We start from the raw sequence: 26,204 nt of genomic DNA on the forward strand, positions 1-26,204 counted from the left end.
GCCGAGAGAAACCTGCGTGAATCAGGGGTCGCTCCGGCACGGCAGCGTCGTAAAAAGACAACAACACTGCGGCCGAAGGTCTCGCTGGCGGACGTGGTTCCGTGTCCGCCTCCGGGCGCCGGCTGAGGCGTGCTCAGCAGTATGTCGACGGTCCGGCGAAGAGCTACTCCCCTTCATGCTCCGTACAGGGTACGCGACGGGCTCCGGGCTCCTCAGGCACCTTGGTCCCGGTGCAGCCGCCCCCGCGCCACCAGTTCCAGTACCGCCGCGACCGCGACCGCCTGCACCGCCATCAGCGCGATCAGCACGAACAGCTGCACCACCCCGGCGAGCAGCGGCGAGGCGCCGCCCAGCAGCATGCCGACGAAGGCGCCCGGCAGTGTGACCAGGCCCACCGTCCTGGTCTGGTCGAGGCCCGGCAGCAGCGCGTCGGATGCGGCGGGACGGGCGATCTCCAGCCGGGCCTCGCGGTCGACGAGGCCGAGCGCCAGGCCCGCCTCCACCTCCCCGCGCCGCACCGCGAGCTCGTCGAGCGCCCGCCGCCCGCCCAGCACCGTCGCGGTGAGCGCGCCGCCGATGAGGATGCCGGTGACGGGGACGAGCGCGATGCCGTCGACCGGTACGAGCCCGGTGAGCAGGAGCGCGGCGACCACCGGGACGACTCCCGCGCCGATCGGTACGGCGGCCCACCACCAGGTGCCGTTGGGGGTGACGCGGCGTCCGGCGGTGCGTACCGCGACGGCGTACATCAGGGCGAGGAAGGCGAGCAGCAGCCATCCGGAGCGTACGGCCCAGCCGATCAGGAGGGACACGGCGGCGAGCTGGACGGCGGCCCGCAGGCCGGCGCCGGCCACGGAGCGGGCCCGGCCGCGGGATCCGTCGTCGGAGAGGCGGGCGCAGGCGACGACGGTCACCGCGACCGCGAGCAGCACGGCGAGGACGGCTGCGAGCGTGGGACCGACGGGCAGCAGGACGTGGCCGGCGGCGGCGAGGGGTGGCGCTGACAAGGCGGGCACCGCCCAACCCTAGGGCGGTGGAGGAACGGTGTCGGGACGTCAGAACTCTTGATGTGACGTGCACATGTCGTCACGCTGTTACCCGGCGCCCATCCCCCGGCAACCCGGCGCCGCCACGATGACCGGACCCGGCGACGGGCAGTCCGGTCGGCCCCCCACCACAAGGGAGTTCACATGTCAGGTGTCTACGCGCGTCGAGTTCCGCTCCGCACGCCCCGGGCGCTCCGAACGCTTCGCATACCGCGCCGGATCGCCGTCCTCACCGCGTCCGCCGCCCTCGCCGGCACGAGCGTCCTGCTCACGTCCCCCACCGCCCTGGCCTCCCCGCCCACCCCCGTGAGCGCGGCCACCGCCCGCACGTACCTCGGCGAGCTGACCGAGCGCGCCGAGGGCTCGTCCACCGGCTACAGCCGCGACAAGTTCCCGCACTGGATCACCCAGTCCGGCACCTGCAACACCCGCGAGGTCGTCCTCGAGCGCGACGGCACGAACGTCCAGCAGGACTCCGGCTGCGCCGCCGTCAGCGGCAGCTGGTACTCCGAGTTCGACGGCGCCACCTGGACCGCCGCTTCCGACGTCGACATCGACCACATGGTCCCGCTCGCCGAGGCCTGGCGCTCGGGCGCGAGCAGCTGGACGACCGCGCAGCGGCAGTCCTTCGCCAACGACCTCTCCCAGCCGCAGCTCATCGCCGTGACCGACAACGTCAACCAGGAGAAGAGCGACCAGGACCCGGGCGAGTGGCTGCCGCCGCGCACCGCCTACCGCTGCATGTACGCCCGGATGTGGGTGGACGTGAAGCACCACTGGAAGCTGACGGTGAACTCCGCCGAGAAGACCGCCCTCCAGGGCGTTCTGAACAACTGCTGAGCCGGAATCTTCCCGCCCTCCTCCGTCGTTCCGTACCGTACGGGGGCGAACCCCGCACAGGGGTCGACCCCTGTGCGGGACGCGACGGAGGAGGGCACACATGGCCGGGCTGCGGCTGGGACCACTGCTGCGGTACGTCGACGGGGCCGGCGACTCCGCGACCGTCTGGGTCGAGGCGGACCGGCCGTGCACGGCGGAGGTGCGGTGCGAGGACGGAACAGGCGGGACGGGCGGGACACGCGGGACGGACGGAACGGGCGGCGCGGGCGGTTCGGCCCGTACGTTCCAGATCGCCGGACACCACTACGCGCTGGTCACCGTGACCGGACTGCGCCCCGGCTCGGAGACGGCGTACGAGGTGCTGCTCGACGGGCACCGGGTGTGGCCGCTCGAAGACTCCCGCTTCCCGCCGAGCACCATCCGCACACCGGCACGGCCGGACGAGGAGGTGCGCGTCTCCTTCGGCTCGTGCCGGTGGGCCGCGCCGGCCCACGGCGGCAAGGACCCGGTGGGGCCCGACGCCCTGAACACCCTCGCCCAGGACCTGGCCGCGGCCCCGCCGTCGGCCCGCCCCGACGTGCTGCTCCTGCTCGGCGACCAGGTGTACGCCGACGAGACGTCGAAGGCGACGCGGCGCTGGCTGGCCGCGCGGCGCGATCTGCGCGAGGCGCCGGGCGCGGGGGTCGCGGACTACACGGAGTACACCCGGCTCTACGACGAGTCGTGGCTGGACCCGGAGGTGCGCTGGCTGCTCTCCACCGTCCCGAGCTGCATGATCTTCGACGACCACGACGTGATCGACGACTGGAACACCAGCGCCTCCTGGGTGGCCGACATGCGCGCCACGCCCTGGTGGCGGGAGCGCATCCTCAGCGGCCTGATGTCGTACTGGGTCTACCAGCACCTGGGGAACCTCTCCCCCGCCGAGCTCGCGAAGGACGAGCTCTACGCTGCCGTACGGGCGGCCCCCGACGGAACGGACCTCCTGCGGGAGTTCGCCTCGCGCGCCGACAACGACCCGGCCCACGTCCACTGGAGCTACCGGCGCGACTTCGGCCGGGTGCGCCTGCTGATGGTCGACACGCGCGCGGCCCGCGTCCTGGAGGAGGACAGGCGCGCGATGCTCGACGACGCCGAGGAGCGGTGGGTGCGCGACCAGGCGCTGGAGGCCCCGGCCTCGTACGACCACCTGCTGATCGGGACCTCGCTGCCCTGGCTGCTGCCCCCGCTCATCCATGACACGGAGGGCTGGAACGCGGCGCTGTGCCGGGGCGAACGGGGGGCGCGCTGGGCGCGCTTCGGCGAGAACCTGCGCAGGAAGGCGGACCTGGAGCACTGGGCGGCGTTCCCGGCGTCCTTCGACCGGCTGGCCGGCATGATCGCGGAGGTGGGTTCGGGTTCCGACGCCCCGGCGACGGTGTGCGTACTGTCGGGCGACGTGCACCACGCGTACGTCGCCGAGGCGCATTGGCGCGGTGAGGACGGCGGCAAGGACGGCGGCGAGAACCGCGGTCCTGCGGCGCAGGTGGTCCAGCTGACCTGCTCCCCCGTGCACAACAGCATCTCGGCCTCGATACGGCTCGGCTTCCGCTTCGGTTGGAGCGGGACGGGCCGGCGCATCGGCCGCCTCCTGGCACGGCACGGGCGGATGGAGGAGCCGCGGATCGGCTGGCGGAAGACGTCGGGGCCGTGGTTCGGCAACCAGCTGATGACGCTGACGCTGCGGGGCCGGTCGGCGGCGCTGCGGCTGGAGCAGGCGCGGGCGAGGAGGGGCGGCGGCGCGGGACTCGTGACCGTACTGGAGAGAGAGCTGACACGGCCGGGGCAGACCGGCGGCTGAGCGCATGGGCGGACCCGGCGGCCGGGGGCACGGGCCGGGCCGCCCGCCGGTCCCGTGATCTCCCGTGATCCTTCCCACAGCGGGTGGAGATCACCGGTACAGGGCTACGACTTCCCGTGCTGCCCCGGCATGATGATGCGAACCTTCCACCTCCGGCGCCCCCCACGCCACACCCGCCGCCACACCCCACACCCGCCCCGGGAGTCCACGCTTTGTCCGCAGTGCACCAAGCCATCGCTGTCGTGGGCGCCGGCCCGCGCGGCACCAGCGTGCTCGAAAGGCTCTGCGCCTCCGTGCCGGAGCTGGCCCCGGACACCCGACTGACGGTGCACGTCGTCGACCCCGCGCCGCCGGGGGCGGGCCGGGTCTGGCGCACCGACCAGCCCGCCGAGCTGCTGATGAACACGGTGGCCTCACAGGTCACGCTCTTCACCGACGCGAGCGTCGGCTGCGAGGGCCCGATACGCCCGGGGCCGAGCCTGTACGAGTGGGCCGCCTCCCAAAGCGGCGAGGCGGCGCTCGGCCCCGACGACTACCCGACCCGCGCCTGCTACGGCCGCTACCTGGAGTGGGTGTTCCGCCAAGTGGTACGCGCGGCTCCGGGGTCGGTCACCGTACGGGTGCACCCGGCACGGGCCGTGGACCTCCAGGACACCCACGACACCCACAGCCCCTACGACTCCCGCAGCCCCCACGGCTCCCCCCACGCCCCCCAGACCCTCACCCTCGACAACGGCGAGGTACTCACCGGCCTGAGCGCGGTCGTCCTCGCCCAGGGCCACCTGCCCGTGCACCCCGGCCCGTCGGACGCGCGCCTCACCGCGCACGCCGCCCGCCACGGCCTGCGCCACCTGCTCCCCGCGAACCCTGCCGACCTCGACCTGTCGGTCCTCGCCCCCGGCGAACCCGTTCTGCTGCGCGGCCTGGGCCTCAACTTCTTCGACCACATGGCGCTGCTGACCGCAGGGCGCGGCGGCACCTTCACCCGCGCCGCGGGCGGCGGCCTCGTCTACCACCGCTCGGGCCGCGAACCGCGGCTGTTCGCGGGATCGCGGCGCGGCGTGCCGCACCAGGCGCGCGGCGACAACGCGAAGGGCCCGTACGGCCGGCACGAGCCGCTGCTCCTGACTCCCCCCGTGATCGCGGCCTTCCGTGCCCGCGCGGACGCGGGCGATCCGCCCGACTTCCTGGCCGAGATATGGCCGCTGGTCGCGAAGGAGGTGGAGACGGTCTACTACGAGACGCTGCTGGGCGCCCAGGCCACCGCCGGACAGGGCGACGGCACCGGCTTTCGCGGGCGTTTCCTCGCCACCGCGCACCGCAGTGCCGAGGAGGCGGACGTCCTGGCCGCGTTCGGGGTGCCGCACACGGAACGCTGGTGCTGGGACCTGACCGCCCGCCCGTACACCGGGCAGACCTTCCGCGACCCGGCGGACCACCGCGCCTGGCTGCTGCGCCACCTGCGGCGGGACGCGGCGCACGCGGCGCTCGGCAACGTGGCGGGCCCGCGCAAGGCCGCCCTCGACGTGCTGCGCGACCTGCGCAACGAACTGCGGCAGATCGTGGACCACGCCGGTCTGCCCGGCGCGTCCCGCCGCGACCACCTCGACCGCTGGTACACGCCGCTGAACGCCTTCCTCTCCATCGGACCGCCGCGCAGGAGGATCGAGGAGATGACGGCGCTGATCGAGGCGGGCGTACTGGACGTGGTGGGCCCGCGCATGACGGTGGAGACCGCGGACCACGGCTTCGTCGCCCGGTCCCCCGACATCGCCGGGTCCGAGGTCACGGTCACGGCGCTCATCGAGGCACGGCTGCCGGAGCCCGACCTGCGGCGTACGTCGGACGAACTCCTCGCACGCCTGCTGAGGACCGGCCAGTGCCGTCCGCACACGGTCGACGGGTACGAGACGGGCGGCCTCGACGTCACCCGCCGCCCGTACCGCCTGACCGACGGCGAGGGCCGGCCGCATCCCGGGCGGTTCGCGTTCGGAGTGCCCACGGAGGGGGTGCACTGGGTGACCGCGGCGGGCGCCAGGCCCGGGGTCGATTCGGTGACGCTGGCGGACGCGGACGCGGTGGCGCGCGCGGCTCTGCGGGCGGCGGTGACGGTACGTACGGCCGCGGTCCTGACCCCTCTGCCGACGGACCGGACCCCGACCTGAGCCGACCGCTCCCGCCCGCGCTCCGGTCCCGCGTTCCCGCCCGCATTCCGGTCCCGCAGCCTCGCCGTATTCCCGGCCGTATTCCCGCCGGCCCGTCGAACGTGACATGTCCAACATCGCCGGGCCCCTGACGATCTCGGCCGATATGGCAGGCGTACGCTGTATAGCTGTACAGCCGCCCCTGCCGCTCCCCTGCGACGTCGCGGCGTTGTCACGAACCGGGGAGTCACGTTGTTGGAAAGTGTGGGGGCGCTGACCGGCAGCCCTTGGATCTACGCGGTGGTCGCGCTCTCCGTCGTCCTGGACGTTTTCGTACCGGTCCTCCCCAGCGGAGTCCTGGTGATCACGGCCGCCACCGCCGCCGCGGCGGGCACCACGACCGCCGCGGGAGCCACCGGCCAGGTCGCGCACCAGGTGCCCGACATCCTGGCGCTGATGGTGTGTGCGACGGCGGCGTCCGTCCTGGGCGACTTGGTGGCGTACCGCCTGGCCTGGCGCGGTGGCGAGCGCCTGGACCGCGCCATCGCCCGCTCCCGCCGCCTGACCACCGCGCAGGAACGTCTCGGCACCGCGCTCAGCCGTGGCGGGGGCATCCTCGTCGTCATCGCCCGCTTCGCCCCGGCGGGCCGCTCCGTCGTCTCCCTGGGCGCGGGCGCCGCACACCGCAAGGTGCAGGAGTTCCTGCCCTGGTCGGCCCTGGCGGGCGTGGCCTGGGCCGGTTACAGCGTGGGCCTCGGCTACCTCGGCGCCCAGTGGCTGGGCGCGTCGTGGCTGGGCGCGGCGGTCTCGCTGCTGGCGCTGTTCGTGGCGGGCACCCTGGCGGCCCTGTTCGTACGCCGCCCGGCGCCGGCCCCCGCACCGGTCACGCCCTGACGCGCAGCCCTTGACTCTTGGCCCTCAGCCTCAGCCCTCAGCTCCGCTTGGCTTGGCTTGGCCGCCCCTCGCACTTCGATCCCGGTGAGCAGCCTCCGGGTCGCCTCGGCCACTTCGGCGACGGCCCGGTCGAACGCCTCGCGGTTGTGAGCGGCGGGCGCCCGGAACCCTGAGACCTTGCGCACGTACTGCAAGGCAGCCGCACCGATCTCCTCGTCGGACGCCTCCCCGGGCAGAACGGGCGGACGGAGCGTCTTGATGCTGCGGCACATACTCCGACGGTATCCCCGGACCGCCCTCCTCGGCACGGTCCTCGCGGACGGGAATCCCGCTCAGCGGCCCTGCCGCCCCCGCCCGGTACGGGCGTCGGCGAGGAGCGCGCCGGTGATGAGCCGGACGGAGCGGGCAAGGCGGTCGAGCTGCTCCAGCTCGACCGCGTAGAGCTGGATGGTGCTCTCGATGGCCTTCTCGGAGACGCCGAGGACGGGCAGTTCCGCCCGGCAGGTGCGCAGTGCGACCCGTACGGCACGGATCTCGTGCTCGACCTGGAGCTGCGCGTGGCGGGCGAGGAGGACGTGGTGGCGGGTGAGCGTGGAGTACCCGGCGTAGCGGGCCGGCAGGAGGTCCCGCAGCCACCGGGCGGCCGTGCGCTCCCAGTCCTGGCTGCCGGGGGCCTTGACCTGACCCGGCCAGTCCGGGCCGGTCGGTGAGAGGGTCTGGGGCATCGTCGTCGCTCCGGCGGGATGGTGGGCGGACTGTGGTCGCCGAGCGCCGCGGAAGTGTGTGGCGGTCCCGGCCCAGGGGTTGACCGGGACCGCCGACGGGGGCGTCCGCCGGGGAAAGCGGAGTGCCCGGATGGAACACCCGTGGGCCGGCGTGAGGAGGAGCGCGCCGCCCGTGGGTGTCCGGTTCATGTGAGGCGCGAGATGCGGCGACCACAGGCAGTAAACATATATACCGCCGAGTAGGCAAGGGTATGAAAAAATTCATTCCTCAAGTGATACGAAAGGCCACGTTCCGTAACTCCGCCCGGGCCCGGCTCAGTCCTCGAGGAAGAAGTCGTGCTGCTCCGCGACCTGCTCGTACCCCTCCAGCCGCGACTGCGTACGCACGGGATCGGCGTCGGCCATGGCCTGGAGGACGGCCGCGGACAGGACTCCCGGCGCCGCGTAGGAGTCGAAGACGAGACGGGATCCGGTGCCGGCGGTGAGGGCCAGATCGGCCTCGTCCACGAGCGCCCCGAGCGTCAGATCGGTGATCAGCGCGACGCGCAGCCCCGTGCTGCGGGCGGCCTGCATCGCCGCCAGGGTCTCGTTGGCGTGCCGGGGCATCGCGAACGCCACCACCCACGTCCCGCCCGCCTCCCGCGACTGGAGCAGCGCGTCGTAGGCGACGCTGCCGCCGCGGGTCACCAGCCGCACGTCGGGATGGATCCGCCGCGCCGCGTAGGCGAAGTACTCCGCCAACGACACGGAGATCCGCAGCCCCAGAACCGTCAGGGGCACGGACCGGGCCAGCTCCCGGCCGATGTCGAGGATCCGGCCGGGATCGGCGAGAGTGCGCCGCAGGCTCTCCAGGTTCTCGATCTCGGCGTCGACGGCCGCCTGCAGCTCGTTGCGGCGGATCTCCTCCCGCGTTTCCCGCGCGTCCGGGGAGCCGGCGACGGAGCTGAGCGCGATGGGCTGCAGGGCCTCCCGCAGGGCGGGGTACCCGCTGAAGCCCAGGGAGGACGCGAAGCGGGTCACCGACGGCTGGCTCACCCCGACGCGCTCCGCCAGGTCCGTGATCGACAGGAAGGCGGCCTCGGTGAGGTGGTCGACGATGTACTGGGCGATACGCCGCTGCGCGGGGGACAGCCGGTGGCCGCCGAACAGTGCGCGAACCCTGTCCGCGGGAGCCGTGGAAGACGCCTCCGCGCCCGGGGACTGCCTTCCCGGCGTGATCGCGGACGCCTGTGCGCGTGCCTGCTGCCTCGATGGCACCGGCGTGCCTCCCTCTCGTCCCACTGACGCTCAACATAGCCCACCCCTCGCGACCACAACCCGGACAGCCACCCGAAGCAGCCGGCTCCCACGCGGCCCCACTCCGCGCCCGCCCGCCCCGCCCGGAACCGTCTCCGTGCACCCCTGCGCACCTCCGTGCACCCCCGTGCACCCCGCGCACCGTGGCCCAAAACCCACCTTCCGCTCCTATTCCCCTTGGTCCGGGGGTTGTTGTGTGTGATCCACTGGACGGCATGACGAGGACTCTGTACCTGTTCTGCTCGGCCGCGCCGCCCGTGTTCGACGTGGCCCGGATTGTCGAGGACGCGCAGGCCCGCGGCTGGGACGTGTGCCTGGGGCTGACGCCGACCGCGGCCCGCTGGCTCGGCAACAGCCTCGACGGATTGGCTGTGCTGACTGGCCATCCGGTGCGCTCCGAGTACAAGATGCCCGGCGAGCCGGATGTGTGGCCGGAGGCGGACGCGATCCTGTTCGCGCCGGCGACGTTCAACACCGTCAACCAGTGGGCGCAGGGGATCACTTCGTCGTTCGTCGTGGGCGTGGCCGCCGAGGGGATGGGCAAGCGGATCCCGCTGGTGACGATGCCGTGTGTGAATGCGGCCTACGTGCAGCATCCGCAGTTCGAGCGGTCGGTGGGAATGCTGCGGGGGGCTGGTGTGACCGTGCTGTACGGGGACGGCGGGTTCGCGCCGAACGAGCCGGGCCAGGAGCAGCCGGAAGGGTACCCGTGGGGCCTGGCTCTCGAAGCGATGGATGCGGTCGCCGTCCCCTCCCCGTGACCAGGCTTCCCTGCCCCCGCGGTTCCGCCCGCGGTTCCGTGCGGGCTGCCGCGGCCGCGCATGCGGAGCCGTTCTCCCGATCTGCTCCCACTGGATCGTCAAAACGCCCCCCACCCTGCTGGGCGGGGGGCGTTTTGGCTGGTCACACCTGGTGGGCGCGGACGGTTTCGAACCGCCGACATCTGCTTTGTAAGTTCGCCTGACCGGCCGTGGGACCATGTCCTCCCGGGTCCTCACACCGGCGTGGACCACTCTCACAGCCATCCGGGATACGCAGCCATGCGGGGACGTTGCCGTCAATCGTTGCCGTCATCACCCGGCGCCCAGAGGACGGAAGTTGCCTTACTTCGGGCGCTCATTTCGCCGGGCCTCCCGTTGCCGCATCTCGTCCATGCGCGCGAACAACTTCTTCCACTCCTTCGCAGCGGAAGCCCTCCGTTGAGCCCCGTCGGGCTTCGCCACTCGTGACTTACGGGCTTTCTTGTCCTTCGGGCCGCCGTGATCGCCGCTGGTCAACTGGACGCGTTTCGCAGCACCGTCGCGGCGCTGCCGGTCTCCCATGGCCATGCTCAAACACTACGCGCGAAGCGGAGGGGCTGGCCCAGTCACGCAGACTTCCGGCGCCGCCGCATCACGGGCCGGCCAACCCGCCGAGCACCCGCCGTCCGTCATGTGCACGCACCGGCGGGGCCTGACTATCGAGGGCATCAAGCACGCGGACGGCATACGCCTCGACCATGTGGGTCTCTACCTCTCCGCGAGAGAACCAGCAGACGGCGGTCGACTCGCCAGACGTCCGCTCCTGCCCTCCGACCGGGCGGCACAGGAACACCAAGGCTACGACCCCTCGGGCCATGTTCTTGTACACACCAGTGAGACGTACAGCATCGACCTTGATACCGGTCTCTTCCAGCACCTCCCGGCAGGCTCCGTCCTCGGGACGCTCATCCAGTTCGAGGACACCACCAGGGGCCTCCCACGCACCGTTGTCGGCTCGCCGGATCACGAGGACACGGCCGTCTTCCCGCACGACGACGCCGGCCACCGACACCGAGTGCAGAGACATTGACGCCCCTTCCTGGGTAGCGTTACTCATGTATATGAGCATAGGAGACAGAACGACATGGGCATCACAGCCTCTAGGGACTCTGGCAAGCCACGGTACCTACAGATCGCGGAAGACCTCGCACAGCAGATCAGGACTGGCGTGCTGGCCCCCGGCAAGAAAGTGCCGAGCGAGTCGGAGCTAATGGCTCGCTACTCGGTGTCTCAGGGCACGGCCCGCAAGGCGGTGGCAGAGCTCCGACCTACGGGCTTGATCGACACACTCCACGGCAAGGGCTCGTTCGTGAAGAGCCAGCCGCCGGTACGCCGGAAGTCCTCGGACCGCTTCCGCCGCTCACATCGCAGGGCTGGGAAAGCTGCGTACATCGCTGAGAGCGAGCAGGCCGGAAAGACGCCCGGCGTCACGGTCCTGTACGTCGGCCCAACAGACGCACCGGAGGACATCGCGGAGCGACTGAACGTTCCGGCTGGCACCAAGGTGCTAGCCCGCCGCCGCCTGTACTTCAGCAACGGCACACCAACCGAGGAGGCGACCTCCTACCTGCCGTGGGACATCGCCGAGGACATTCCGGAACTCCTCGCGGAAAACCCGGGGCCCGGTGGCATCTACGCGCGCCTGGAAGATCACGGACACATGCTCAAAGAGTTCACGGAGACGGTTCGTGCGCGGCTCGCCACCAAGCAGGAGGTAGGAGCGCTCACTCTCAGCCCCGGCTCGCCCGTCATCCATCTGACGCGAAGCGCAGAATCGGAAGCAGGTCGCGTAGTCGAGGTGTGCGACACCATTATGGCCGCTGACCAGTTCGTTCTCGACTACCGCATCCCTGCGGGGGACTGACGGAACACCAGCAATCGAGACCCGTCGCGCAGATTTCGATCGCGACGGGTTGACTCATATACAGGAGTTGGGCATTCTGATGAACGTAACTCCTGCACATGAGTGCAGGAGTGCAGGAGCTCTTAGAGCTCCGTGCATTACGTGCCCGGACGGGTGCGAAGACGACAACTCCACAGCGTGATCCACCGCAGTACGGCGGCCGTGACCGTTCCGGCCGAGGCGAGTGGAGACCAGCCGACCGAGAACCGGCCCCCTTCACACCGGGGCCCACACCCCTAACCGGGAACGCCATCGGCTCTAAGAACCGCACGGCACTCGAAGCTGCGATGACTTCCGGGACTTCGGATCTCCCCGGAACGAGCAGCACCGTGCGAACAGGAGAACCGAACCCGTACCAGCGTTCACGGTGCCCGGCATTCAGGCCCGCCTCTTCGGTGGGCTGCGGTGTCGGGTCGCCGTGGGTCGCTCGTAGCCACGACCGACCCTCAGACGGCGCGCGGCCCCGGTGCTCGAACACCGGGGCCGCTGTTCGGGCCGTCCGACCCATGAAGGAGACAACGACCCATGAAGACCATCGCTGCACTTCAGGACCTCGTTACGGCCGTCTCGCTCGATATGGAGCCGTCGGCCCCTGAGCTGGACGCGATCGAGCTGGAGATGCCCGTCATCCTGGCGGACGTCGACCTGCTCGACGCGCAGATCATGACCATCGACCGCACGCCCACCGAGCTGGACGAGCGACGCATCCGCAGGGCCCGCCGCCGGGTGCTCGCCGCCCGCCGTGACCTGACGAACCGCGCCGAGACGGCTCGGACGGGCGGTGCCGCATGAGCGCCGCACCGAAAACGCACACGGCGGTGCTGGCCGAGTCGCGCACCACCGACCGGTGGCGGGTGTTCGTGGCGCTGATGAACACCACCGACGCGTGGCCCGAGCACGTGTTCACCGGTCGGGAGGTCCCGACGCGGGCCGCCCGGACGGCGGCGCTCGCTCTGCTCGGCTACGAGCCGGTCGAGGGTGCCGAGTGGGAGTGGAGCGAGGACAGCGACGACGCCCAGGTTCACCTGCTCGCCTCCCTGCCGGTGCGCGAGCGGACAGGCGGTGCGGCATGAACCGCTTCGGCAAAGGACTGCTCGTCGCCGCTCTGGTCGGCGTGGTCGGAATGGCGTTCCGGGTTTCCTGGAACGCGCTGCGGGACGTCGCCACCGCGACCGGTGCGGACAGTACGGCAGCGCTGCTGTACCCGTTCGTGGTCGATGGCCTCATGGCCCTGGCCCTGGTCGCCACGCTCGTACTGACCGGCGACTCACGGCGGTTCGCACTGCGCGTTCTGGCCTCCTACACGCTGGCCTCGCTCGTCCTCAACTACGTGCACGGCCTCGTCCCCGAGCTGCACAGCACGTCGGTCGACTGGGGTCGACTGGCCGACTGGGATCCCGCCAACTGGGCTCTGGTCCTGCTCGCCACGTCGCTGCCGGTCGGGTCGATCTACTTCGGCTCCGACCTCGTCGCCAAGGTCCTGCACCACCAATCGACGGAACCCGCAATTATGGAGGAAACGACCGAGACGACCGTAAATCGGTCTACCTCTGACCTGCAAGAGTCGACCCCCGCCCCCATGTCACCGGTCGACGTTCCGCCCGCTCTCCCGGCGGCGGAACCGGTTGAGGACCTGCCGCTGTTCGAGCCGACCCCGGTCGGGGCGGTGGCTGCGGAGTCGACCCGACCGCGTCGGGCGACCGGTCGGGTACCGGACGTCGCGCGGTCGAGTCGACCGGTCCGCACCGCCGAGCAGCTGCTCGATGAAGCCCGGTCGGCCACCGCTGAGTGGCCGGTCGAGGAACTGACCGGCGAGGCCATCCGCAAGGCGGTCCACACCTCCGCGGCCAAAGCGCGCGTGCTGCGCGAGACCCTGCGCGCCGAACGTGCAGTCGGATCAGACGTAGCGGAGGTATCGGCATGAGCCCGATCACCGCGGTAGCGGCCCCCGAAGCGGCTGAGCCGATCCGTTCCATCAGTTACGGCGGGGGCGTGCAGTCCACGGCGCTGCTCGTGCTCGCCGCGCAGGGCCGTATCGACTTCCGGACGTTCCTGATGGCCAACGTCGGGAACGACTCGGAGAACCCGGCAACTCTGCGCTATCTGGAAGAGCACGCGCGGCCGTTCGCTGCCGAGCATGGCATCGAACTCGTGCTGCTGGATCGCGTCATGGTCCGTAGCGGCGAGACTCGCACGCTGCATGGCCAGCTCACCAAGGCGGGAAGCCGGTCGCTCGCGATTCCCGTGCGCATGTCGAACGGGGCGCCCGGAACCCGATCGTGCACGGCCGACTTCAAGATCAAGGTCGTCGGCCGTGAACTCAAGCGGCGGGGCGCCACGAAAGAGGCCCCGGCGACGATCGGTATCGGCATCAGTCTCGATGAAATCCACCGGGCCAACAACCGGCGCTGCGAGCCGTACGAGCAGATCGTCTACCCCCTCCTTGAGATGGGGCTCAGGCGCATCGACTGCGCCCGGATCATCCGCGACGCGGGCCTGCCCGTACCGCCGAAGTCATCGTGCTGGTTCTGCCCATTCCACCGGCCCGAGACCTGGCACGACATGCGCCGCAACGAACCCGAACTCTTCGAGAAGTCCTGCCAGCTCGAAGAACTCCTCAATGCGCGGCGCGACGAACTCGGCAAAGACCACGTCTTCCTCACCCGGTTCGGTAGGCCGCTGCGCAAAGCCATCCCGGACGGCGTCGATCTCCTGCCCATCTTCGACGAAGCGGACGGCGCTTGCGATTCCGGATGGTGCGCCACCTGACCCCTCCCTCCTTGGAAGCGACTCTGCCGCCTGAGCTGCGGCATTGAAACGGAGATGTAGTGAAGCTGACCGTCAGCACACACAAGCTCTTCGGCTACGGCGCCACCCTGCGCACCGCGAAGCGTCTGACCGAGCAGGCTGTACGGGTCGTCGACCGGGCGGTGCCCGGCCACATGCCCGACGTACAGATCGTCCTCACCTCGGAGCGGAACCTTGCCGAGGTGGCCACGGCCGCCGAGTGGGAGACCGCCGGATGCACGGACAAGCGGGTCCAGGCCCGCGCGCTGCGGGCCGCGAAGAAGCTGGCCCGCGACGCGGCCGGCCGTGCCATCCCGCTCGCCGACGGCGGGGTGCTCATCGTCATCAACGTCGACCAGCACCCCAACGAAGCCGCATTCGCGATCACGCTCGTGCACGAACTGGTCCACGCCATGCAGACCAGCCGCAAAGGCGTCCACGACCGCCTTGTGTCTGGCCTGCGCCACGACCTGGGCATCGAGCGGATGTCTCGCCGCGAGTCCAGGGAGCACGACCGCTGCATGGAACAGGAGGAGAACGAGGCGTACGGCGCCGAATACCTCGCCGGCCGCCTCGTTCCCGCCGCCGCAGCCTGACCCACCCCCCTTCGTTGCTCCGGGTACCCGGAGCAGTCAGGAGTCGTTCCGCCATGAGCGACAACGTCGTTCCCCTCTTCGAAAAGACCACCACCGCCCCCGAGACGAACCAGCCCGCCGCGGTGGCTGCTGTAGCAACTCCCGCCGCCGAAAAGCCTTCTGTGCCCCTGTGGGTACACTCCGCGAGGGGCGTACGCACGGTCGCCACCCACGAACACACCAAGACCGTCTGCCGCGTCACCGCCCGCCACGGCCTCTACGTCCTGGGCGGGACGCGGATCGTGGCCCGCCGCACCTGGGAGGGCCGCACCGCCTCCCGCTACGAACGCCTCCTGCGTGCTGCCGAAGCCGCGAGCAACATGGAAGCGGCAGCGGAGTGGGAAGAGCGCGGCCAGAAGTTCCGCCAGGAACGCCACCGCCGCCGCATGGACCTGCTCACCGCCCCCATGGACGCAGCCAAGGGCATCGCGGCCGGCGCCGGAATCGGGGCCGGCGGCCTGCTGATCCTGGGCATCATGCTCGCCGTCGCCAACAAGGACTGGACCGACATCGGGACGCCGATCATGGCGCTCATCGAGCTCGTCCGCTGGCTCGTCCTCATCATCACCGTCACCTGGGGCCCGCTCGTGACCCTGGGCCCGTGGGCGGTGCTGCTCGGTCTGTGGGCGGTGGGCAAGCACCAGCAGGCCGCGCCCCAGTGGGCGCTTCCCGTGAACGCCCGGTCCGGTGCGGGTGAGCCGATCACCCCGTCCGTCGTCGTCCTCGCACTCCGCAACCTCGGTATCGCCCCGCTGCGCACCGCGATCAAGGAGATGGGCGACGCCGGGGCGAGCATGCTTGGCCCGATCCGGATCGCCGGATGCGGGGTCGAAGTCGACGTGACACTGCCCTCCGGTGTCTCCACCAACGAGATCCAGGGCAAGCGCCGCAAGCTCGCCGAGAACCTGTCCCGGCACGAGCACGAGGTGTTCATCACCATCCCGCAAGCTGCCCGCACGGTCCGGCTCTGGGTCGCCGACTCCGGCGCGCTGGACGAGCCGATCGGCCCGTCCCCGCTCACCACCGACCAGGACCTGACCGCCAACTACAAGACCGGACGCGCCCCGTGGGGCCAGGACCTGCGCGGCGACCTGGCCGCCATCAGCCTCTACCAGCGCCACCTCCTCATCACCGGTCTGTCCAACCAGGGCAAGACCGCAGCACTCCGCGCCCTGGCCCTGTGGCTGGCCCTGGACCGCAGCGTTGAGTTCCGCATCGCCGACCTCAAGGGCGCCGGGGACTGGGCCATGTTCGACGGCCTGGCCACCGTGCTCATCCAGGGTCCGACCGACGACCACGTCGTCGACGCGACCGAGATGCTGGAAGACGGCGTCAGCGAGATGGAACGCCGCCTCCAGGCACAGCCCGGAACCGTGTTCCCACCGCTCGTCCTGCTCGTCGACGAGGCACAGGTCGCGTTCATGTGCCCGATGGTCGATGAGAAGAAACGGCCGTACGGCGGCTCCAAGGCCACCAGCAGGTACTTCATGGCAGCCCGCAAGATTCACAACCAGGGGCGGGCCGTCAACGTGACCCTGTGGCAGGGAACGCAGGACCCCACCGACCAGAACCTTCCCAAGCTGGTCCGCGAAGGTGCCCACACCCGCGCGTCCCTCGCGCTGGGCACCGAGTCGCAGGCCCGCATGGCTCTGGGGGACAAGGCTGTCGACGGCGGGGCCGCGCCGAACCTGCTCCGCCCCGGACTCGACAAGGGCACGCTGGTCGTCGCGTCGGACGGCATCGACATCCCCGCCGGCCAGGCCAGCATCACCGTGCGCACGCACTACATCGACACCGACACCGCCGCGCTCATCACCGCCCGCGCCCGGGCCATGCGCGACGGCGTCACCACGCTCCACGTCATCGCGCGCGACGAGGCGCGTGACCCGCTCGCCGACATCGCGACCGTCATCGGCGACACGAACCGGGTCCTCACCCAGGACGTGTTGCAGCGCCTTGCAGCGCTGTCCGAGGACAGCTACGGGAGCTGGACGCACGCCGACCTCAAGCGAGTCCTGGACGGCACGGCAGCCGAGCCCTACAAGTCCGACGGCCGGATGGTCGTGGGCCGTGAGCGCATCGCCCGCGCTCTCGCCAACCGGGATAGCGACGGTTCCGCTTCCGCGTCCTGATCACAGGGAGCGCACCCCTGGCGGGTCAGGGAGGCAGGGAGAACTCCCTGAACGCCTCCCTGACCCGCCTCCCTGGACCTGACCTGCACAAATGATGTTCAGGGAGGCAGGGAGTCACCCCAGCTCAGCACCCCCGAACACCCCTCCACGCGCCCCCGTAAGGGGGTGTGTCCGCCTCCCTGACCCAGCAGAGGAAGGGATTCCACATGTTCCCCGAGAACACCGGCTACCAGCCTGCCGAGCGGGCCGTGACCATCCACCAGCCCACCCCGATCACCACCATCCCGGCCGCGCCGCTCGTCCCGCTCCAGCCCGGAACAGTCCCAGCGGTGACGTCCATCGTCCTGCCCGACGGGCGGGTCATCACCGGCTACGCCATCGCCCCTACCCACCCCGAACCCGTCACCGCGAAGCCGCTGGTTTCCCGTACGGCGGTGAACATCGCGCTGGGCGGGATCGGGTTCGCCGCCGTCTGCGGAGGGCTCGTTCTGCTGACCACGTTCATCGCCGCACTCGCGGCCCTGATCCAGCAGCTCATCATCCTGGCCGCCGTCATCTTCGGCGGCTTCATCGCCATCCAGGTCCTCACCGCCACCGGCCAGCACAAGGGCGCCACGACGGTGAACATCCGCAAGGCCGTCATCAAGCGCAACCACTTCCACAACTGACCGAGGACGGCCCCCGTCTCGCCAAAGTCCGGGGCCGCCCTCATCCAGCCATCCACATCAGAGAACTGGAGACACCCAGCATGACCCACGACCGCAACACCGCGCTGCTCGAAGCGGCGTTACGAGCAGCCGAACGTGGCTGGCACGTCTTCCCGCTCCGGCCCGGCGACAAGCGCCCCGCCCTCCACGGAGAGACCGCCTGCCAGGGACTCGGGGACTGCGCCGGCGGGCACCGCAAGTGGGAGGACCGAGCCACCACCGACCCGGACCGCATCCGCCGGGCATGGGCCGACCGCCCGTTCAACATCGGGATCGCCACCGGCCCGTCCGGGCTGGTCGTCGTCGACCTCGACATGCCCAAGCCCAACAGCAGTGCGGACACGCCTTGCGGCGTGACGACCTTCAAGGCGCTCTGCGAGCGCTCCGGGCAGGCCGTCCCCACCACCTACCGGGTGCGGACTGCGAGCGGCGGACACCACCTGTACTTCACCGCCCCGCCCGGCATCCGGCTCGGGAACACAGCAGGCACGCTCGCACCGCTGGTCGATACACGGGCCTGGGGCGGCTACGTCGTCGCCGCGGGCAGCACCACAACGACCGGCGCGTACGAGGTTGTTGACCCTGTCCCGATCGTGGACTTGCCCGGCTGGCTGCTCGGGTTGCTCCAGCCGACCCGGCCCGTACCGGTCCGGCCGCTGGTCGCGCCTGTCGTCAGTGGCAGTCGTGCGGGGCGGGCGGCGCTGGCCCGGGAGTGTGACCGGGTCCGTGAGGCGCCGGAGAAACAGGGCAACACCACGCTCAACCGGTGCGCCTTCAAGGTGGGGCGCTTCGTCGCATGGGGCGACCTGGACCGGCACGAGGTGGAAGAAGCCTTCCAAGCGGCGGGGCAGGACCGGGGACTCACCGTTGCCGAGTGCCGCGCCACGATCAGCAGCGCCCTGGACAGCTCCATCCGCAGCGCCAGACCCCGGGTGGCGGCATGAGCACCCCTCCCCGTCCCCGCTTGGAAGGCCATCCCGCACCACCTACCGGCCCCGGCCTCGCCGAACCGGCCCCGGCCCCATCCGGCAGTGGGGCGCCGAAAGTCGTCGCCCGTAAGGGCGTCCCTTCATCCCTTCGTCCTGACCCGCGCACGGTCACCGTGACCGGCATCCGGCCCGGACTCCACATCCGCGGCCTGGACCGTAACGAGATCCCGGTCGCCGACTGGCTGTGCACCTGTGGCCACCATGAACGCGCCCGAGGCCGTAAGGCCGTCACCGAACTCAACACCCGCGTCCGCGTCGGGCACTGCCCCCACACGGCCACCGAGACCCGGAGGACCGCCGCATGACTGCCCCCGCACAGACCACGGCGCCCATCGACGGTGCCGCACTGCTCGCCGAAGTAGAGCAGTTCCACCGCCGGTTCAACGTGCTCCCCCGCGAGGCCGCCTACGTGGCCGTCGCGCTGTGGGACGCGCACGCGCACCTCCTGGACGCGTTCGACTCCACCCCGCGCCTCGCGTTCCTCTCCCCGGAACCGGGCTCGGGCAAGTCCCGCGCTCTGGAGGTGGTGGAGACCCTCGTGCCGCGACCGATGCTGGCCGTGAACGCACGGGCCGCAGCACTCTTCCGGTCCGTCTCCGACCCGGCCGGACGACCCACGATCCTCTTCGACGAGATCGATACCGTCTTCGGCCCCAAGGCCGGGGACAACGAAGAACTCCGCGGCTTCCTGAACGCCGGACACCGACGCTCCGGGGTCACCTACCGGTGCGTCGGAGACGGGGGCAACCAGACGGTGGTGGAGTTCCCCTCCTACACCGCCGTCGCGGTCGCCGGGCTCGGCTACCTCCCGGACACGATCACGACCCGCTCGATCATCATCCGGATGCGGCGCCGTGCGAGGAACGAGAAGGCGGAGCCGTTCCGTGCCCGGCTTCACGAGGCGGAGGGCCACAAGCTGCGGGAGCGGCTTGCGCAGTGGGCCGAACAGGTCCGTGAGGACATCGCGGGCAGGTGGCCCGCGATGCCCGAAGGCGTCACCGACCGGCCCGCAGATGTGTGGGAGCCCTTGCTATCTGTCGCGGATGCAGCCGGGGGTAATTGGCCCGAGCGTGCCCGCACCGCGTGCGTGGAGCTGGTCAACGCGGCCCGGGCCGACGACAAGGGCAGCCTCGGTATCCGTCTGCTGACTGATCTGCGGGACTACGTCATGGCGGGCATCGACCGTATGCCGACGGTCGCGATCCTCGACAGGCTGTGCGCGCTGGACGAGGCACCGTGGGCGGACATGAGCGGCCGGCCGCTCGACTCCCGGGGCCTGTCGAAAATGCTCGGCGAGTACATGACCAGCGACAACATGCCGGTCAAGGCCCGGAACATCAAGTCGGCCGGGGCAGTCCTCAAGGGTTACTACGCCGCTGATCTCCACGACGCGTGGCAGCGGTACTGCCCCCCACCCCCCTCGTGGGCCGCTACTTCCGCTACCTCCGCTACCCCGCAGGTCAGCGGCCTGGAAAAGGTAGCGGAAGAGCTCTTCCCGTCCGCTACCTGAGCGCTACCCGCTACCGGCCCCGACCCCAGCAGGGGCGGGGCCGGTAGCGGATTCCATCCGCTACCGCTACCCCTATCCGCTACCTCGATCATGCCCCTGACCAGGGCGGTAGCGGAGGTAGCGGAAGTAGCGGACCTGACAGGAAGGGGCCCGGGCGGCCCTATGCCCTGCCGAGGAGGCAGCAACCCAATGAGTACCCCTCTGCTCACCGCACCCGAAGTGCTGACGGTCCCCGAAGTCATGCGGGCCCTCCGTCTCAGCCGCTTCAAGGTCTACGACCTCATCCGCTCACGCGAACTCAAGAGCATCAAGATCGGCCGCTGCCGCAGGGTGCCCGCCGACGCTCTTCGCGCCTTCATCGACCACCAGTTGGAAGAGGCTGCCTGATGGCACGCAAGAGGAATCCGAACGGCGCCGGCAGCATCTGGCAGCGCAAAGACGGCCGGTACGAAGCCCGCGTCTACGTTCCCCAGCCCGACGGCACACGCAAGCGCAAGACCGTCTACGGGAGCACCTGGGATGAGTGCGACGCCAAGCGGCAGGCTCTTGTCCTGCGCGACCGGCAAGGCATCCCGACGCCCACCCGTTCCGCCAAGCTCTCCGAATGGCTGCCTTACTGGCTGGAGGAGTTCGTCAGGGACGACCGCAAGAAGACGACGTATGCCAAGTACGAGACGCACGTACGCCGCTACCTAATCCCCCAGATCGGCTCCAAGCGCCTGGAGACCCTCGGTGCGGCCGACGTGCGCCGCATGCTCACGGCCGTGACGGCGCAGGTGTCGGCTGCGACAGCCAAGGAGTCGCACCGCGTCCTACGCAGCGCACTTACGGCAGCATGTCGTGAGGAGCTCGTCAGCAGAAACGTGGTGAAGCTCGTTCCTGCCCCCCGGGTGCAGTCGCGGAAGCTGAAGCCGTGGGACCTGGAGGAGACAACGAACTTCCTGGAAGCTGCGAGGAAAGATCCGCTGTACGCAGCGTTCGTACTGGCCGTGGCTCTCGGGCTGCGGCGCGGCGAGGTTCTTGGACTCCGCTGGTCGGACATCGACCTGGAGCGTCGCACGCTCACTGTGCGGAACCAGATTCAGCGGGTACAGAAGGAGCTGTACGCAGACTCCACGAAGAACCGCCGGACGCGCGCCATCCCCGTACCGCTCATGTGCGTAGCGCCGCTGCGCTGGCAGCGTCTCCGTCAAGCCGCGCAGCGCCATGACGCGGGGCAGACCTGGCATGACAGCGACTACGTGTTCACGACCAGGACCGGGCGAACGATCGAGCCGAGAAATCTCAGCCGGTCGTTCGAGCGCATCACGGAGGACGCGGGACTGCGCCGTATTCGCCTGCACGACGCTCGGCACGGATGCGCCACGCTCCTGTTCGCCGCCGGTGTGCCGGCGCGCGTAGTGATGGAAATCCTGGGTCACTCGCAGATCGCAGTCACGATGAACATCTACACCCACGTATCCGACGACAACCGGCGGGAGGCGATGGGGCACATGGACCGTCTCCTCCGACGCCGCCGCCGCCGCTGACGGTCAGGCTCGCCTCGCGTAGTGCCTACTGCGGGAGGCGAGCCCCGAGTTCACGGGGGCTCCGGTAGAACTGCGGGTCTTCGGAAACCGGTAGATATCTTCCAACACCCCCCGCACACTGTGCCCATGCCGAGTACCGACGCACAGTTGTCAACCATCGCCGATTGGATCGACAGCGCAGCGCTGGCCGAGACATCCCTTCAGGCTCACAGGGAATTTAACGAAAAAATCCCTATTAGCGAGCACGAAGGCCCAGTGGAATCCATTGTCGACAGTTCGGCAACCAGACGGGCAGCCGCATGGGCTTTCGCGTATCATGTTCAAGTTGTTGAGAATGACGGCAAATGGCGAGTGCAGATCGTTCCCTACTTCCAAGGGCCAGACAGTCACTCCATTCCCCCCCAAGTCTCCGACGTTTCCGATTTCGGCGTAGAAATCTGGACAGCGCTTAGCGTGAAAACTGGCTCCCATTTCGGCAAGGCTCGATTGCACCACCTATTGTTCGACAGAAAGGTTGGGCAAGTACGCGATCATGCCATTCTCGCTGCGCAGTCCTATTTGAAGTTGGCGGGGACCTGGGAGAAAGAACTAGACAAAGGAGAATGCCTCAACATAGCGCTTCGCCTGGCGCGTGCCGTAGGAAAGCACGATCTCGCCGACAACGTGGTATCTGAGATGCTAACTCTCGCCACCAATGTGATCGCAGGCGATGCAAATAAGCCCGGCGCAGCGACTCAAATACTCGGCCCACTGATCAGCGAGCGGGTTCCACCAAAGGCGTTGCAGGGCCTACTAGACGCCGCCATCGATAGATACGATTCCCCGTTCATCAAGGCCCAATTTTTCAGCCTCAAGCTGCGGCTTCACAAAGGGGACGCGGCACGCAGCGCCATCTACTCTGACCTAGTTCAGATGTGGCTGGATGCAGCAGCAACGGCAACAGGGCTCGTCCGAGCCGGGCACCTCAAGACGGCCCTGCAGCATGCGCAAGCATCTGCGGTACCTCACCTCATCGACCGGGCAGCGAGCTCTCTGCAAGCACTACGAAATGAGGACCTGGGACTTACATCATTCAGCGCCTCTAGCGCCGTAAGTCGGGAAGAGTTTGAGTCCTACCTAAAACCAGTAATAGATTGCACCGACTGGCAGCAAGCCTTGCTCCATTTCGCATTTACCTACGGGCCAGCAACTGGATCCGTAGAGAACACGAGAAGAAACGCCGCAGAGTACGCGAAGCATTCTGTCATCGCAGACCTAGCCACCATGGAACTCATTGGATCCGACGGACTTCCTAGATTTTCTCCTCAAAGCGACGCCGAGATCGAGGAAGTACGCCTGACGCGTCAGGAAAGCTTCACTCTGCAACACATGGCCCCTCTACTAGCCATCGCGCTTCATAGAATCGCAGAGACACACGGCGTACCGACGGAGGAAGACCTAGCGAGCTTTTTCGCTCAAGGGGAGCTGACAGACCCCGAGCTTGCCTCATCCATTGCGCGATGTTTCATTCGCTACTGGTCCGGAGACCCCGAAGGGGCGACCTTCACCATCGCGCCAAAAGTTGAGACACTAGCCCGAAATCTAGTGCTAGCGCTTGACGCAGGAGTATACAAACTGCAGAGAAACGAAAAGCCAGGGCAGTACCCCGGCCTGGGATACTTGCTAGGGGTTCTGCGCAAAAAAGACATGGATGAATCGTGGTACCGCAGTATCCTCACTATCTGCGGAAACCCAGCGGGCGGCTGGAACCTGCGCAACGAGATCGCTCACGGATTCATACCGGCTGCTGGGTCGCCTGCGGCAGCCCTGCTGTTCCAGTGCGTGATCTACCTCTGGAGCCTCGGCGCGAAGCCACAGAACGTTGACGCTGGGATGGAGGCAGAAGAAGATCAAGCCTGACTGCCGTCATCTACTACCGTCAACGCCCCCGCAGCGGCTCGCTGCGGGGGCGTTCTGGCTGGTGGGCGCGGACGGTTTCGAACCGCCGACATCTGCTTTGTAAGAGCAGCGCTCTACCCCTGAGCTACGCACCCGTGGATGAGGCAACAGCGTACATGGCTCACGGGGAGGGATGGCAATCCGTTGCCCGGCCGGGCGGCGCCGGGGCGGTGGTGGGGATAACCCCACCCCGGTTCGGTGGCGGCCCGCATCGCGCCGGGGCGGGGCCGTTCGTACGGTGAGGGCTCACGCTGGGACTACTTGGGGGACCGATCACCGTGGCACTTCGTACCCGCACCTTTCTCGCCGTCGGCGGGGCCGTCGCCGCCGTGGTCGCTCTGAGTGGCTGTGGCGGGAGCGAGGCCAAGGACGCGCCTGCCGAACAGCGGTCGTTTCCGTTCACCGGGAAGACGCTGACCATCGACGCCGACGACTCGTCCCTCGAACTGGTGCCGGCCGATGTGAAGGACGTCGAAGTCACGCGGCGTGCCGATGGGTGGGTGTTCCTCGGTGAGGGGCCCGAGTCCACCTGGGAGATGGAGGGGGACAAGCTCGTGCTGCGGCAGCACTGCGACGCGATGGTGAGCGACTGCGAGTCGTGGCACCGGGTGAAGGTGCCGCGCGGGGTCGCGGTGACCGTGAGGGACGACAACGGGAAGGTCACGGCCACCGGGTTCGACACCGCCCTCGCGCTCCGTTCCGACAACGGCCAGGTGACCGTCAAGGACTCCAGCGGCCCGCTGGACCTGAGCAGCGACAACGGGGAGATCGTCGCGGAGGGAATCGCGTCGAAGAGGGTGAACGCGAACTCCGACACCGGCAGTGTGCGGATGGCCTTCACGGTCGCCCCGGACCTGGTGGAGGCCGGCAGCGACAACGGCGAGATCAGTCTCGACCTGCCCAGGGCCACGTACAGCGTGACGGCCAGGAGCGACAACGGCGACGTCCGGATCGACGTGCCGCGCGCCCCGGACAGCCCTCATGTGGTGAGGGCGAACAGCGACAACGGGGAAATCACCGTACGAAGCGCGAACTAACCGGCCCGTGTGTTCGTCCTTACCTGGTGGGAGAATGTACCGGGCAGGGGCGGACACAGCACGGGAGAGGGATGTGACGGCGACACACGCGCAGCCGTACACGCAGCGAGTACGCCGCCGTACCAAAGCGGGTGCCGTCCGGAACCTCGTCGCGCTCGTGCTCCTGCCGGTACCGCTGGTCGTCACGCTTCCCTTCGCCTTCGCGGGCGGCGGTACGAGGCGCTGGTTCGGCGGGCGCGGGGAGCATGTGCGCGCCGACGCCCAGGCCGCCAAGGACGAGGCCGCCGCGGCCTTCTACGAGCTGGACACCGCCCAGCGCGACCTGCGGATCTCGATCGAGACGATCACGGCGGTGGACAGTTCGCCGAAGGCCCGCAGAGCCGTGGAGGACTTCGCGGCGCTGGGGCGGCGCATCGACGAGGTCAGCCATACGTACATCAGCGCCGTCGACGCTCACGACCTCGACCGCGACGACCTGGAGGCTGCCACGGCCGCCAAGGCGCGCACGGAGCTGAGCAAGGCCAAGGACGAGCTGGTACGGGTCAAGGGCGAACTCGACCGGTACGCGCTGGGGCTCGGGCCGCTGCTCGACACGGCGGAGACGCAGCTCGCCCGGCTCGCGCCCGCCGTGGAGCGGGCCCGTCAGACGCTTCTCGCGGCGAGCAACGCGCTGGACGCGGTACGGGCCTCGGGGCTCAGGGCCGATGATCTCGCGGCCCGTCTGGCGGCTCTCGCGCCCGAGCTGACCAAGCTCAACGAGGGCGCCGGACGGCACGGCGTACCGGAGACCCTGCAGCGTGCGGACCGGGTGCTGCGCGACGCCGACGCCGTGCGGACCGAGGCCGAGCGGCTGCCGGAGCGGGCAGCGGAGATCGACCGGCGGTTGGTGTCACTGCGGACCCGGGCCCAGGCGCTGACGACCCGGGCGGGCAAGGTCGAACCGATCCTGAGCGAGCTGCGGCGCCGGTTCACTGCCGCGTGCTGGCAGGACCTGCAGACCGTACCCGCGCAGACAGCGGACACGGTCCGGCAGGCCGAGAAGAAGATCGCGGAAGCGGCGAAGGCGCGTGACGAGCAACGGTGGCCCGATGCCGTCTCTCTGCTCAGCACGGTCAGGGCGCTGCTGAACTCCACCGACGAGGCGGTTTCGGCCGCCGGTGACCGGCTGCAACGGCTCAACGCCGTGTCCAAGGACCCGCAACGGGAAATCGAGCGGACACGGTTCACGATCAGGGACGCTCAGCGGCTGGCCATGGCCGGGCGCAATACGCCCGATCCGCGGCATGCCCGTCCGCTCGACGACTCGGTGGCCCGGCTGGACCGGGCCGTCGCGGGTCTGGAAGGCCGCCACCCCGACTACTGGCACTTCCTGACCGAGACCGAGGCCGTACGGCGCACGGTGGCGCGGGTCGTCTCGGAGATCCGTGAGGAGCGGGGCGCGGGCTCCTGACC

At 69.5% G+C, this 26,204-nt stretch carries 25 protein-coding genes, 1 tRNA gene and 1 pseudogene; 21 read left to right on the plus strand and 6 right to left on the minus strand.

Annotated features, from left to right (window positions below; translation table 11 throughout):
- Window positions 1-212: 212 nt before the first annotated feature.
- Window positions 213-1,007: an ABC transporter permease gene (locus ACWDZ4_RS26855; RefSeq protein WP_451510956.1), complete on the minus strand. Its 795-nt coding sequence runs from the start codon at window positions 1,005-1,007 to the stop codon at window positions 213-215.
- A 183-nt stretch (window positions 1,008-1,190) separates the two neighbouring features.
- On the opposite strand from ACWDZ4_RS26855, the gene ACWDZ4_RS26860 reads away from it, so the two are divergent.
- From ACWDZ4_RS26860 to ACWDZ4_RS26875, 4 genes are all read left to right on the plus strand, one after another.
- Window positions 1,191-1,886 carry an HNH endonuclease family protein gene (locus ACWDZ4_RS26860; protein WP_451510957.1) on the plus strand — a complete coding sequence of 232 codons (696 nt, stop codon included), beginning with the start codon at window positions 1,191-1,193 and terminating at the stop codon, window positions 1,884-1,886.
- A 100-nt stretch (window positions 1,887-1,986) separates the two neighbouring features.
- The gene (locus tag ACWDZ4_RS26865) at window positions 1,987-3,726 is read left to right on the plus strand and encodes an alkaline phosphatase D family protein (protein ID WP_451510958.1); all 1,740 of its coding nucleotides are present in this window, start codon (window positions 1,987-1,989) and stop codon (window positions 3,724-3,726) included.
- Window positions 3,727-3,938: 212 nt separating this feature from the next.
- Window positions 3,939-5,891 carry an FAD/NAD(P)-binding protein gene (locus tag ACWDZ4_RS26870; protein WP_451510959.1) on the plus strand — a complete coding sequence of 651 codons (1,953 nt, stop codon included), beginning with the start codon at window positions 3,939-3,941 and terminating at the stop codon, window positions 5,889-5,891.
- Between the two features lie 231 nt (window positions 5,892-6,122).
- The gene (locus ACWDZ4_RS26875) at window positions 6,123-6,764 is read left to right on the plus strand and encodes a DedA family protein (protein WP_451510960.1); all 642 of its coding nucleotides are present in this window, start codon (window positions 6,123-6,125) and stop codon (window positions 6,762-6,764) included.
- Between the two features lie 59 nt (window positions 6,765-6,823).
- On the opposite strand, the pseudogene ACWDZ4_RS26880 reads toward ACWDZ4_RS26875, so the two are convergent.
- From ACWDZ4_RS26880 to ACWDZ4_RS26890, 3 genes and pseudogenes are all read right to left on the minus strand, one after another.
- Window positions 6,824-7,036 (minus strand): annotated as a pseudogene (locus ACWDZ4_RS26880) (DUF2277 domain-containing protein); the annotation flags it as partial.
- 60 nt (window positions 7,037-7,096) lie between these two features.
- Window positions 7,097-7,489, minus strand: a complete 393-nt coding sequence (locus ACWDZ4_RS26885) for a hypothetical protein (RefSeq protein WP_451510961.1) — start codon at window positions 7,487-7,489, stop codon at window positions 7,097-7,099.
- A 315-nt stretch (window positions 7,490-7,804) separates the two neighbouring features.
- A complete protein-coding gene (locus tag ACWDZ4_RS26890; protein WP_451510962.1) occupies window positions 7,805-8,746 on the minus strand; it encodes a MurR/RpiR family transcriptional regulator in 942 nt (313 codons plus the stop codon).
- A gap of 254 nt (window positions 8,747-9,000) precedes the next feature.
- Between ACWDZ4_RS26890 and ACWDZ4_RS26895 the strand changes: the two genes are divergently transcribed.
- Window positions 9,001-9,546, plus strand: a complete 546-nt coding sequence (locus ACWDZ4_RS26895) for a flavoprotein (RefSeq protein ID WP_451510963.1) — start codon at window positions 9,001-9,003, stop codon at window positions 9,544-9,546.
- Window positions 9,547-10,177: 631 nt separating this feature from the next.
- On the opposite strand, the gene ACWDZ4_RS26900 is transcribed toward ACWDZ4_RS26895, so the two are convergent.
- Window positions 10,178-10,654 carry an NUDIX hydrolase gene (locus ACWDZ4_RS26900; protein ID WP_451510964.1) on the minus strand — a complete coding sequence of 159 codons (477 nt, stop codon included), beginning with the start codon at window positions 10,652-10,654 and terminating at the stop codon, window positions 10,178-10,180.
- A 15-nt stretch (window positions 10,655-10,669) separates the two neighbouring features.
- On the opposite strand from ACWDZ4_RS26900, the gene ACWDZ4_RS26905 reads away from it, so the two are divergent.
- The 14 genes from ACWDZ4_RS26905 to ACWDZ4_RS26970 all read left to right on the plus strand — a co-directional run bounded on the left by ACWDZ4_RS26905 (window position 10,670) and on the right by ACWDZ4_RS26970 (window position 23,676).
- Window positions 10,670-11,449, plus strand: a complete 780-nt coding sequence (locus tag ACWDZ4_RS26905) for a GntR family transcriptional regulator (protein ID WP_451510965.1) — start codon at window positions 10,670-10,672, stop codon at window positions 11,447-11,449.
- 564 nt (window positions 11,450-12,013) lie between these two features.
- Window positions 12,014-12,280 (plus strand): DUF6284 family protein, encoded by a 267-nt coding sequence (locus ACWDZ4_RS26910; protein ID WP_451510966.1) that lies wholly within the window; start codon window positions 12,014-12,016, stop codon window positions 12,278-12,280.
- Window positions 12,277-12,561: a DUF6303 family protein gene (locus ACWDZ4_RS26915; protein ID WP_451510967.1), complete on the plus strand. Its 285-nt coding sequence runs from the start codon at window positions 12,277-12,279 to the stop codon at window positions 12,559-12,561. Before ACWDZ4_RS26910 ends, ACWDZ4_RS26915 begins: the two co-directional genes overlap by 4 nt.
- On the plus strand, window positions 12,558-13,412 hold the full coding sequence (locus ACWDZ4_RS26920) for a DUF2637 domain-containing protein (RefSeq protein WP_451510968.1): 855 nt from the start codon (window positions 12,558-12,560) through the stop codon (window positions 13,410-13,412). The genes ACWDZ4_RS26915 and ACWDZ4_RS26920 overlap by 4 nt, the downstream gene beginning before the upstream one ends.
- On the plus strand, window positions 13,409-14,257 hold the full coding sequence (locus ACWDZ4_RS26925; RefSeq protein ID WP_451510969.1) for a phosphoadenosine phosphosulfate reductase: 849 nt from the start codon (window positions 13,409-13,411) through the stop codon (window positions 14,255-14,257). The genes ACWDZ4_RS26920 and ACWDZ4_RS26925 overlap by 4 nt, the downstream gene beginning before the upstream one ends.
- Before the next feature lie 59 nt (window positions 14,258-14,316).
- On the plus strand, window positions 14,317-14,871 hold the full coding sequence (locus ACWDZ4_RS26930; RefSeq protein ID WP_451510970.1) for a hypothetical protein: 555 nt from the start codon (window positions 14,317-14,319) through the stop codon (window positions 14,869-14,871).
- A 53-nt stretch (window positions 14,872-14,924) separates the two neighbouring features.
- Window positions 14,925-17,042 (plus strand): ATP-binding protein, encoded by a 2,118-nt coding sequence (locus tag ACWDZ4_RS26935; protein WP_451510971.1) that lies wholly within the window; start codon window positions 14,925-14,927, stop codon window positions 17,040-17,042.
- A 206-nt stretch (window positions 17,043-17,248) separates the two neighbouring features.
- Window positions 17,249-17,710 carry a hypothetical protein gene (locus tag ACWDZ4_RS26940; RefSeq protein ID WP_451510972.1) on the plus strand — a complete coding sequence of 154 codons (462 nt, stop codon included), beginning with the start codon at window positions 17,249-17,251 and terminating at the stop codon, window positions 17,708-17,710.
- An 80-nt stretch (window positions 17,711-17,790) separates the two neighbouring features.
- Complete coding sequence (locus tag ACWDZ4_RS26945; protein ID WP_451510973.1) at window positions 17,791-18,693, plus strand: bifunctional DNA primase/polymerase; 903 nt, start codon at window positions 17,791-17,793, stop codon at window positions 18,691-18,693.
- A 158-nt stretch (window positions 18,694-18,851) separates the two neighbouring features.
- Window positions 18,852-19,043 carry a hypothetical protein gene (locus ACWDZ4_RS26950; protein WP_451510974.1) on the plus strand — a complete coding sequence of 64 codons (192 nt, stop codon included), beginning with the start codon at window positions 18,852-18,854 and terminating at the stop codon, window positions 19,041-19,043.
- Entirely contained in the window at window positions 19,040-20,248 is a 1,209-nt protein-coding gene (locus ACWDZ4_RS26955; RefSeq protein ID WP_451510975.1) for a DUF3631 domain-containing protein, read from the plus strand. The genes ACWDZ4_RS26950 and ACWDZ4_RS26955 overlap by 4 nt, the downstream gene beginning before the upstream one ends.
- 189 nt (window positions 20,249-20,437) lie before the next feature.
- Window positions 20,438-20,635, plus strand: coding sequence for a helix-turn-helix domain-containing protein (locus ACWDZ4_RS26960; protein ID WP_451510976.1), 198 nt, complete (start codon window positions 20,438-20,440; stop codon window positions 20,633-20,635).
- Complete coding sequence (locus ACWDZ4_RS26965) at window positions 20,635-21,777, plus strand: tyrosine-type recombinase/integrase (protein WP_451510977.1); 1,143 nt, start codon at window positions 20,635-20,637, stop codon at window positions 21,775-21,777. The genes ACWDZ4_RS26960 and ACWDZ4_RS26965 overlap by 1 nt, the downstream gene beginning before the upstream one ends.
- A 126-nt stretch (window positions 21,778-21,903) precedes the next feature.
- Window positions 21,904-23,676 (plus strand): DUF4209 domain-containing protein, encoded by a 1,773-nt coding sequence (locus ACWDZ4_RS26970; RefSeq protein ID WP_451510978.1) that lies wholly within the window; start codon window positions 21,904-21,906, stop codon window positions 23,674-23,676.
- Between the two features lie 59 nt (window positions 23,677-23,735).
- On the opposite strand, the gene ACWDZ4_RS26975 is transcribed toward ACWDZ4_RS26970, so the two are convergent.
- Window positions 23,736-23,810: transfer RNA gene (locus ACWDZ4_RS26975), tRNA-Val, on the minus strand.
- Window positions 23,811-23,993: 183 nt separating this feature from the next.
- On the opposite strand from ACWDZ4_RS26975, the gene ACWDZ4_RS26980 reads away from it, so the two are divergent.
- Window positions 23,994-24,752 (plus strand): DUF4097 family beta strand repeat-containing protein, encoded by a 759-nt coding sequence (locus ACWDZ4_RS26980; protein ID WP_451510979.1) that lies wholly within the window; start codon window positions 23,994-23,996, stop codon window positions 24,750-24,752.
- Window positions 24,753-24,825: 73 nt separating this feature from the next.
- Entirely contained in the window at window positions 24,826-26,202 is a 1,377-nt protein-coding gene (locus ACWDZ4_RS26985; RefSeq protein ID WP_451510980.1) for a hypothetical protein, read from the plus strand.
- Window positions 26,203-26,204 lie beyond the last annotated feature (2 nt).

This window comes from Streptomyces sp. NPDC003016 (assembly GCF_053591455.1).

Excerpts from the sequence above, each read along its gene's own strand:
- ACWDZ4_RS26935 (WP_451510971.1), top strand. The coding sequence starts at position 14,925 with ATGAGCGACAACGTCGTTCCCCTCTTCGAAAAGACCACCACCGCCCCC.
- ACWDZ4_RS26860 (WP_451510957.1), top strand. The coding sequence starts at position 1,191 with ATGTCAGGTGTCTACGCGCGTCGAGTTCCGCTCCGCACGCCCCGGGCG.
- ACWDZ4_RS26905 (WP_451510965.1), top strand. The coding sequence starts at position 10,670 with ATGGGCATCACAGCCTCTAGGGACTCTGGCAAGCCACGGTACCTACAG.
- ACWDZ4_RS26960 (WP_451510976.1), top strand. The coding sequence starts at position 20,438 with ATGAGTACCCCTCTGCTCACCGCACCCGAAGTGCTGACGGTCCCCGAA.
- ACWDZ4_RS26965 (WP_451510977.1), top strand. The coding sequence starts at position 20,635 with ATGGCACGCAAGAGGAATCCGAACGGCGCCGGCAGCATCTGGCAGCGC.
- ACWDZ4_RS26940 (WP_451510972.1), top strand. The coding sequence starts at position 17,249 with ATGTTCCCCGAGAACACCGGCTACCAGCCTGCCGAGCGGGCCGTGACC.
- ACWDZ4_RS26955 (WP_451510975.1), top strand. The coding sequence starts at position 19,040 with ATGACTGCCCCCGCACAGACCACGGCGCCCATCGACGGTGCCGCACTG.
- ACWDZ4_RS26900 (WP_451510964.1), bottom strand. The coding sequence starts at position 10,654 with ATGCTCATATACATGAGTAACGCTACCCAGGAAGGGGCGTCAATGTCT.
- ACWDZ4_RS26970 (WP_451510978.1), top strand. The coding sequence starts at position 21,904 with ATGCCGAGTACCGACGCACAGTTGTCAACCATCGCCGATTGGATCGAC.
- ACWDZ4_RS26895 (WP_451510963.1), top strand. The coding sequence starts at position 9,001 with ATGACGAGGACTCTGTACCTGTTCTGCTCGGCCGCGCCGCCCGTGTTC.
- ACWDZ4_RS26885 (WP_451510961.1), bottom strand. The coding sequence starts at position 7,489 with ATGCCCCAGACCCTCTCACCGACCGGCCCGGACTGGCCGGGTCAGGTC.
- ACWDZ4_RS26910 (WP_451510966.1), top strand. The coding sequence starts at position 12,014 with ATGAAGACCATCGCTGCACTTCAGGACCTCGTTACGGCCGTCTCGCTC.
- ACWDZ4_RS26915 (WP_451510967.1), top strand. The coding sequence starts at position 12,277 with ATGAGCGCCGCACCGAAAACGCACACGGCGGTGCTGGCCGAGTCGCGC.
- ACWDZ4_RS26925 (WP_451510969.1), top strand. The coding sequence starts at position 13,409 with ATGAGCCCGATCACCGCGGTAGCGGCCCCCGAAGCGGCTGAGCCGATC.
- ACWDZ4_RS26865 (WP_451510958.1), top strand. The coding sequence starts at position 1,987 with ATGGCCGGGCTGCGGCTGGGACCACTGCTGCGGTACGTCGACGGGGCC.
- ACWDZ4_RS26920 (WP_451510968.1), top strand. The coding sequence starts at position 12,558 with ATGAACCGCTTCGGCAAAGGACTGCTCGTCGCCGCTCTGGTCGGCGTG.
- ACWDZ4_RS26945 (WP_451510973.1), top strand. The coding sequence starts at position 17,791 with ATGACCCACGACCGCAACACCGCGCTGCTCGAAGCGGCGTTACGAGCA.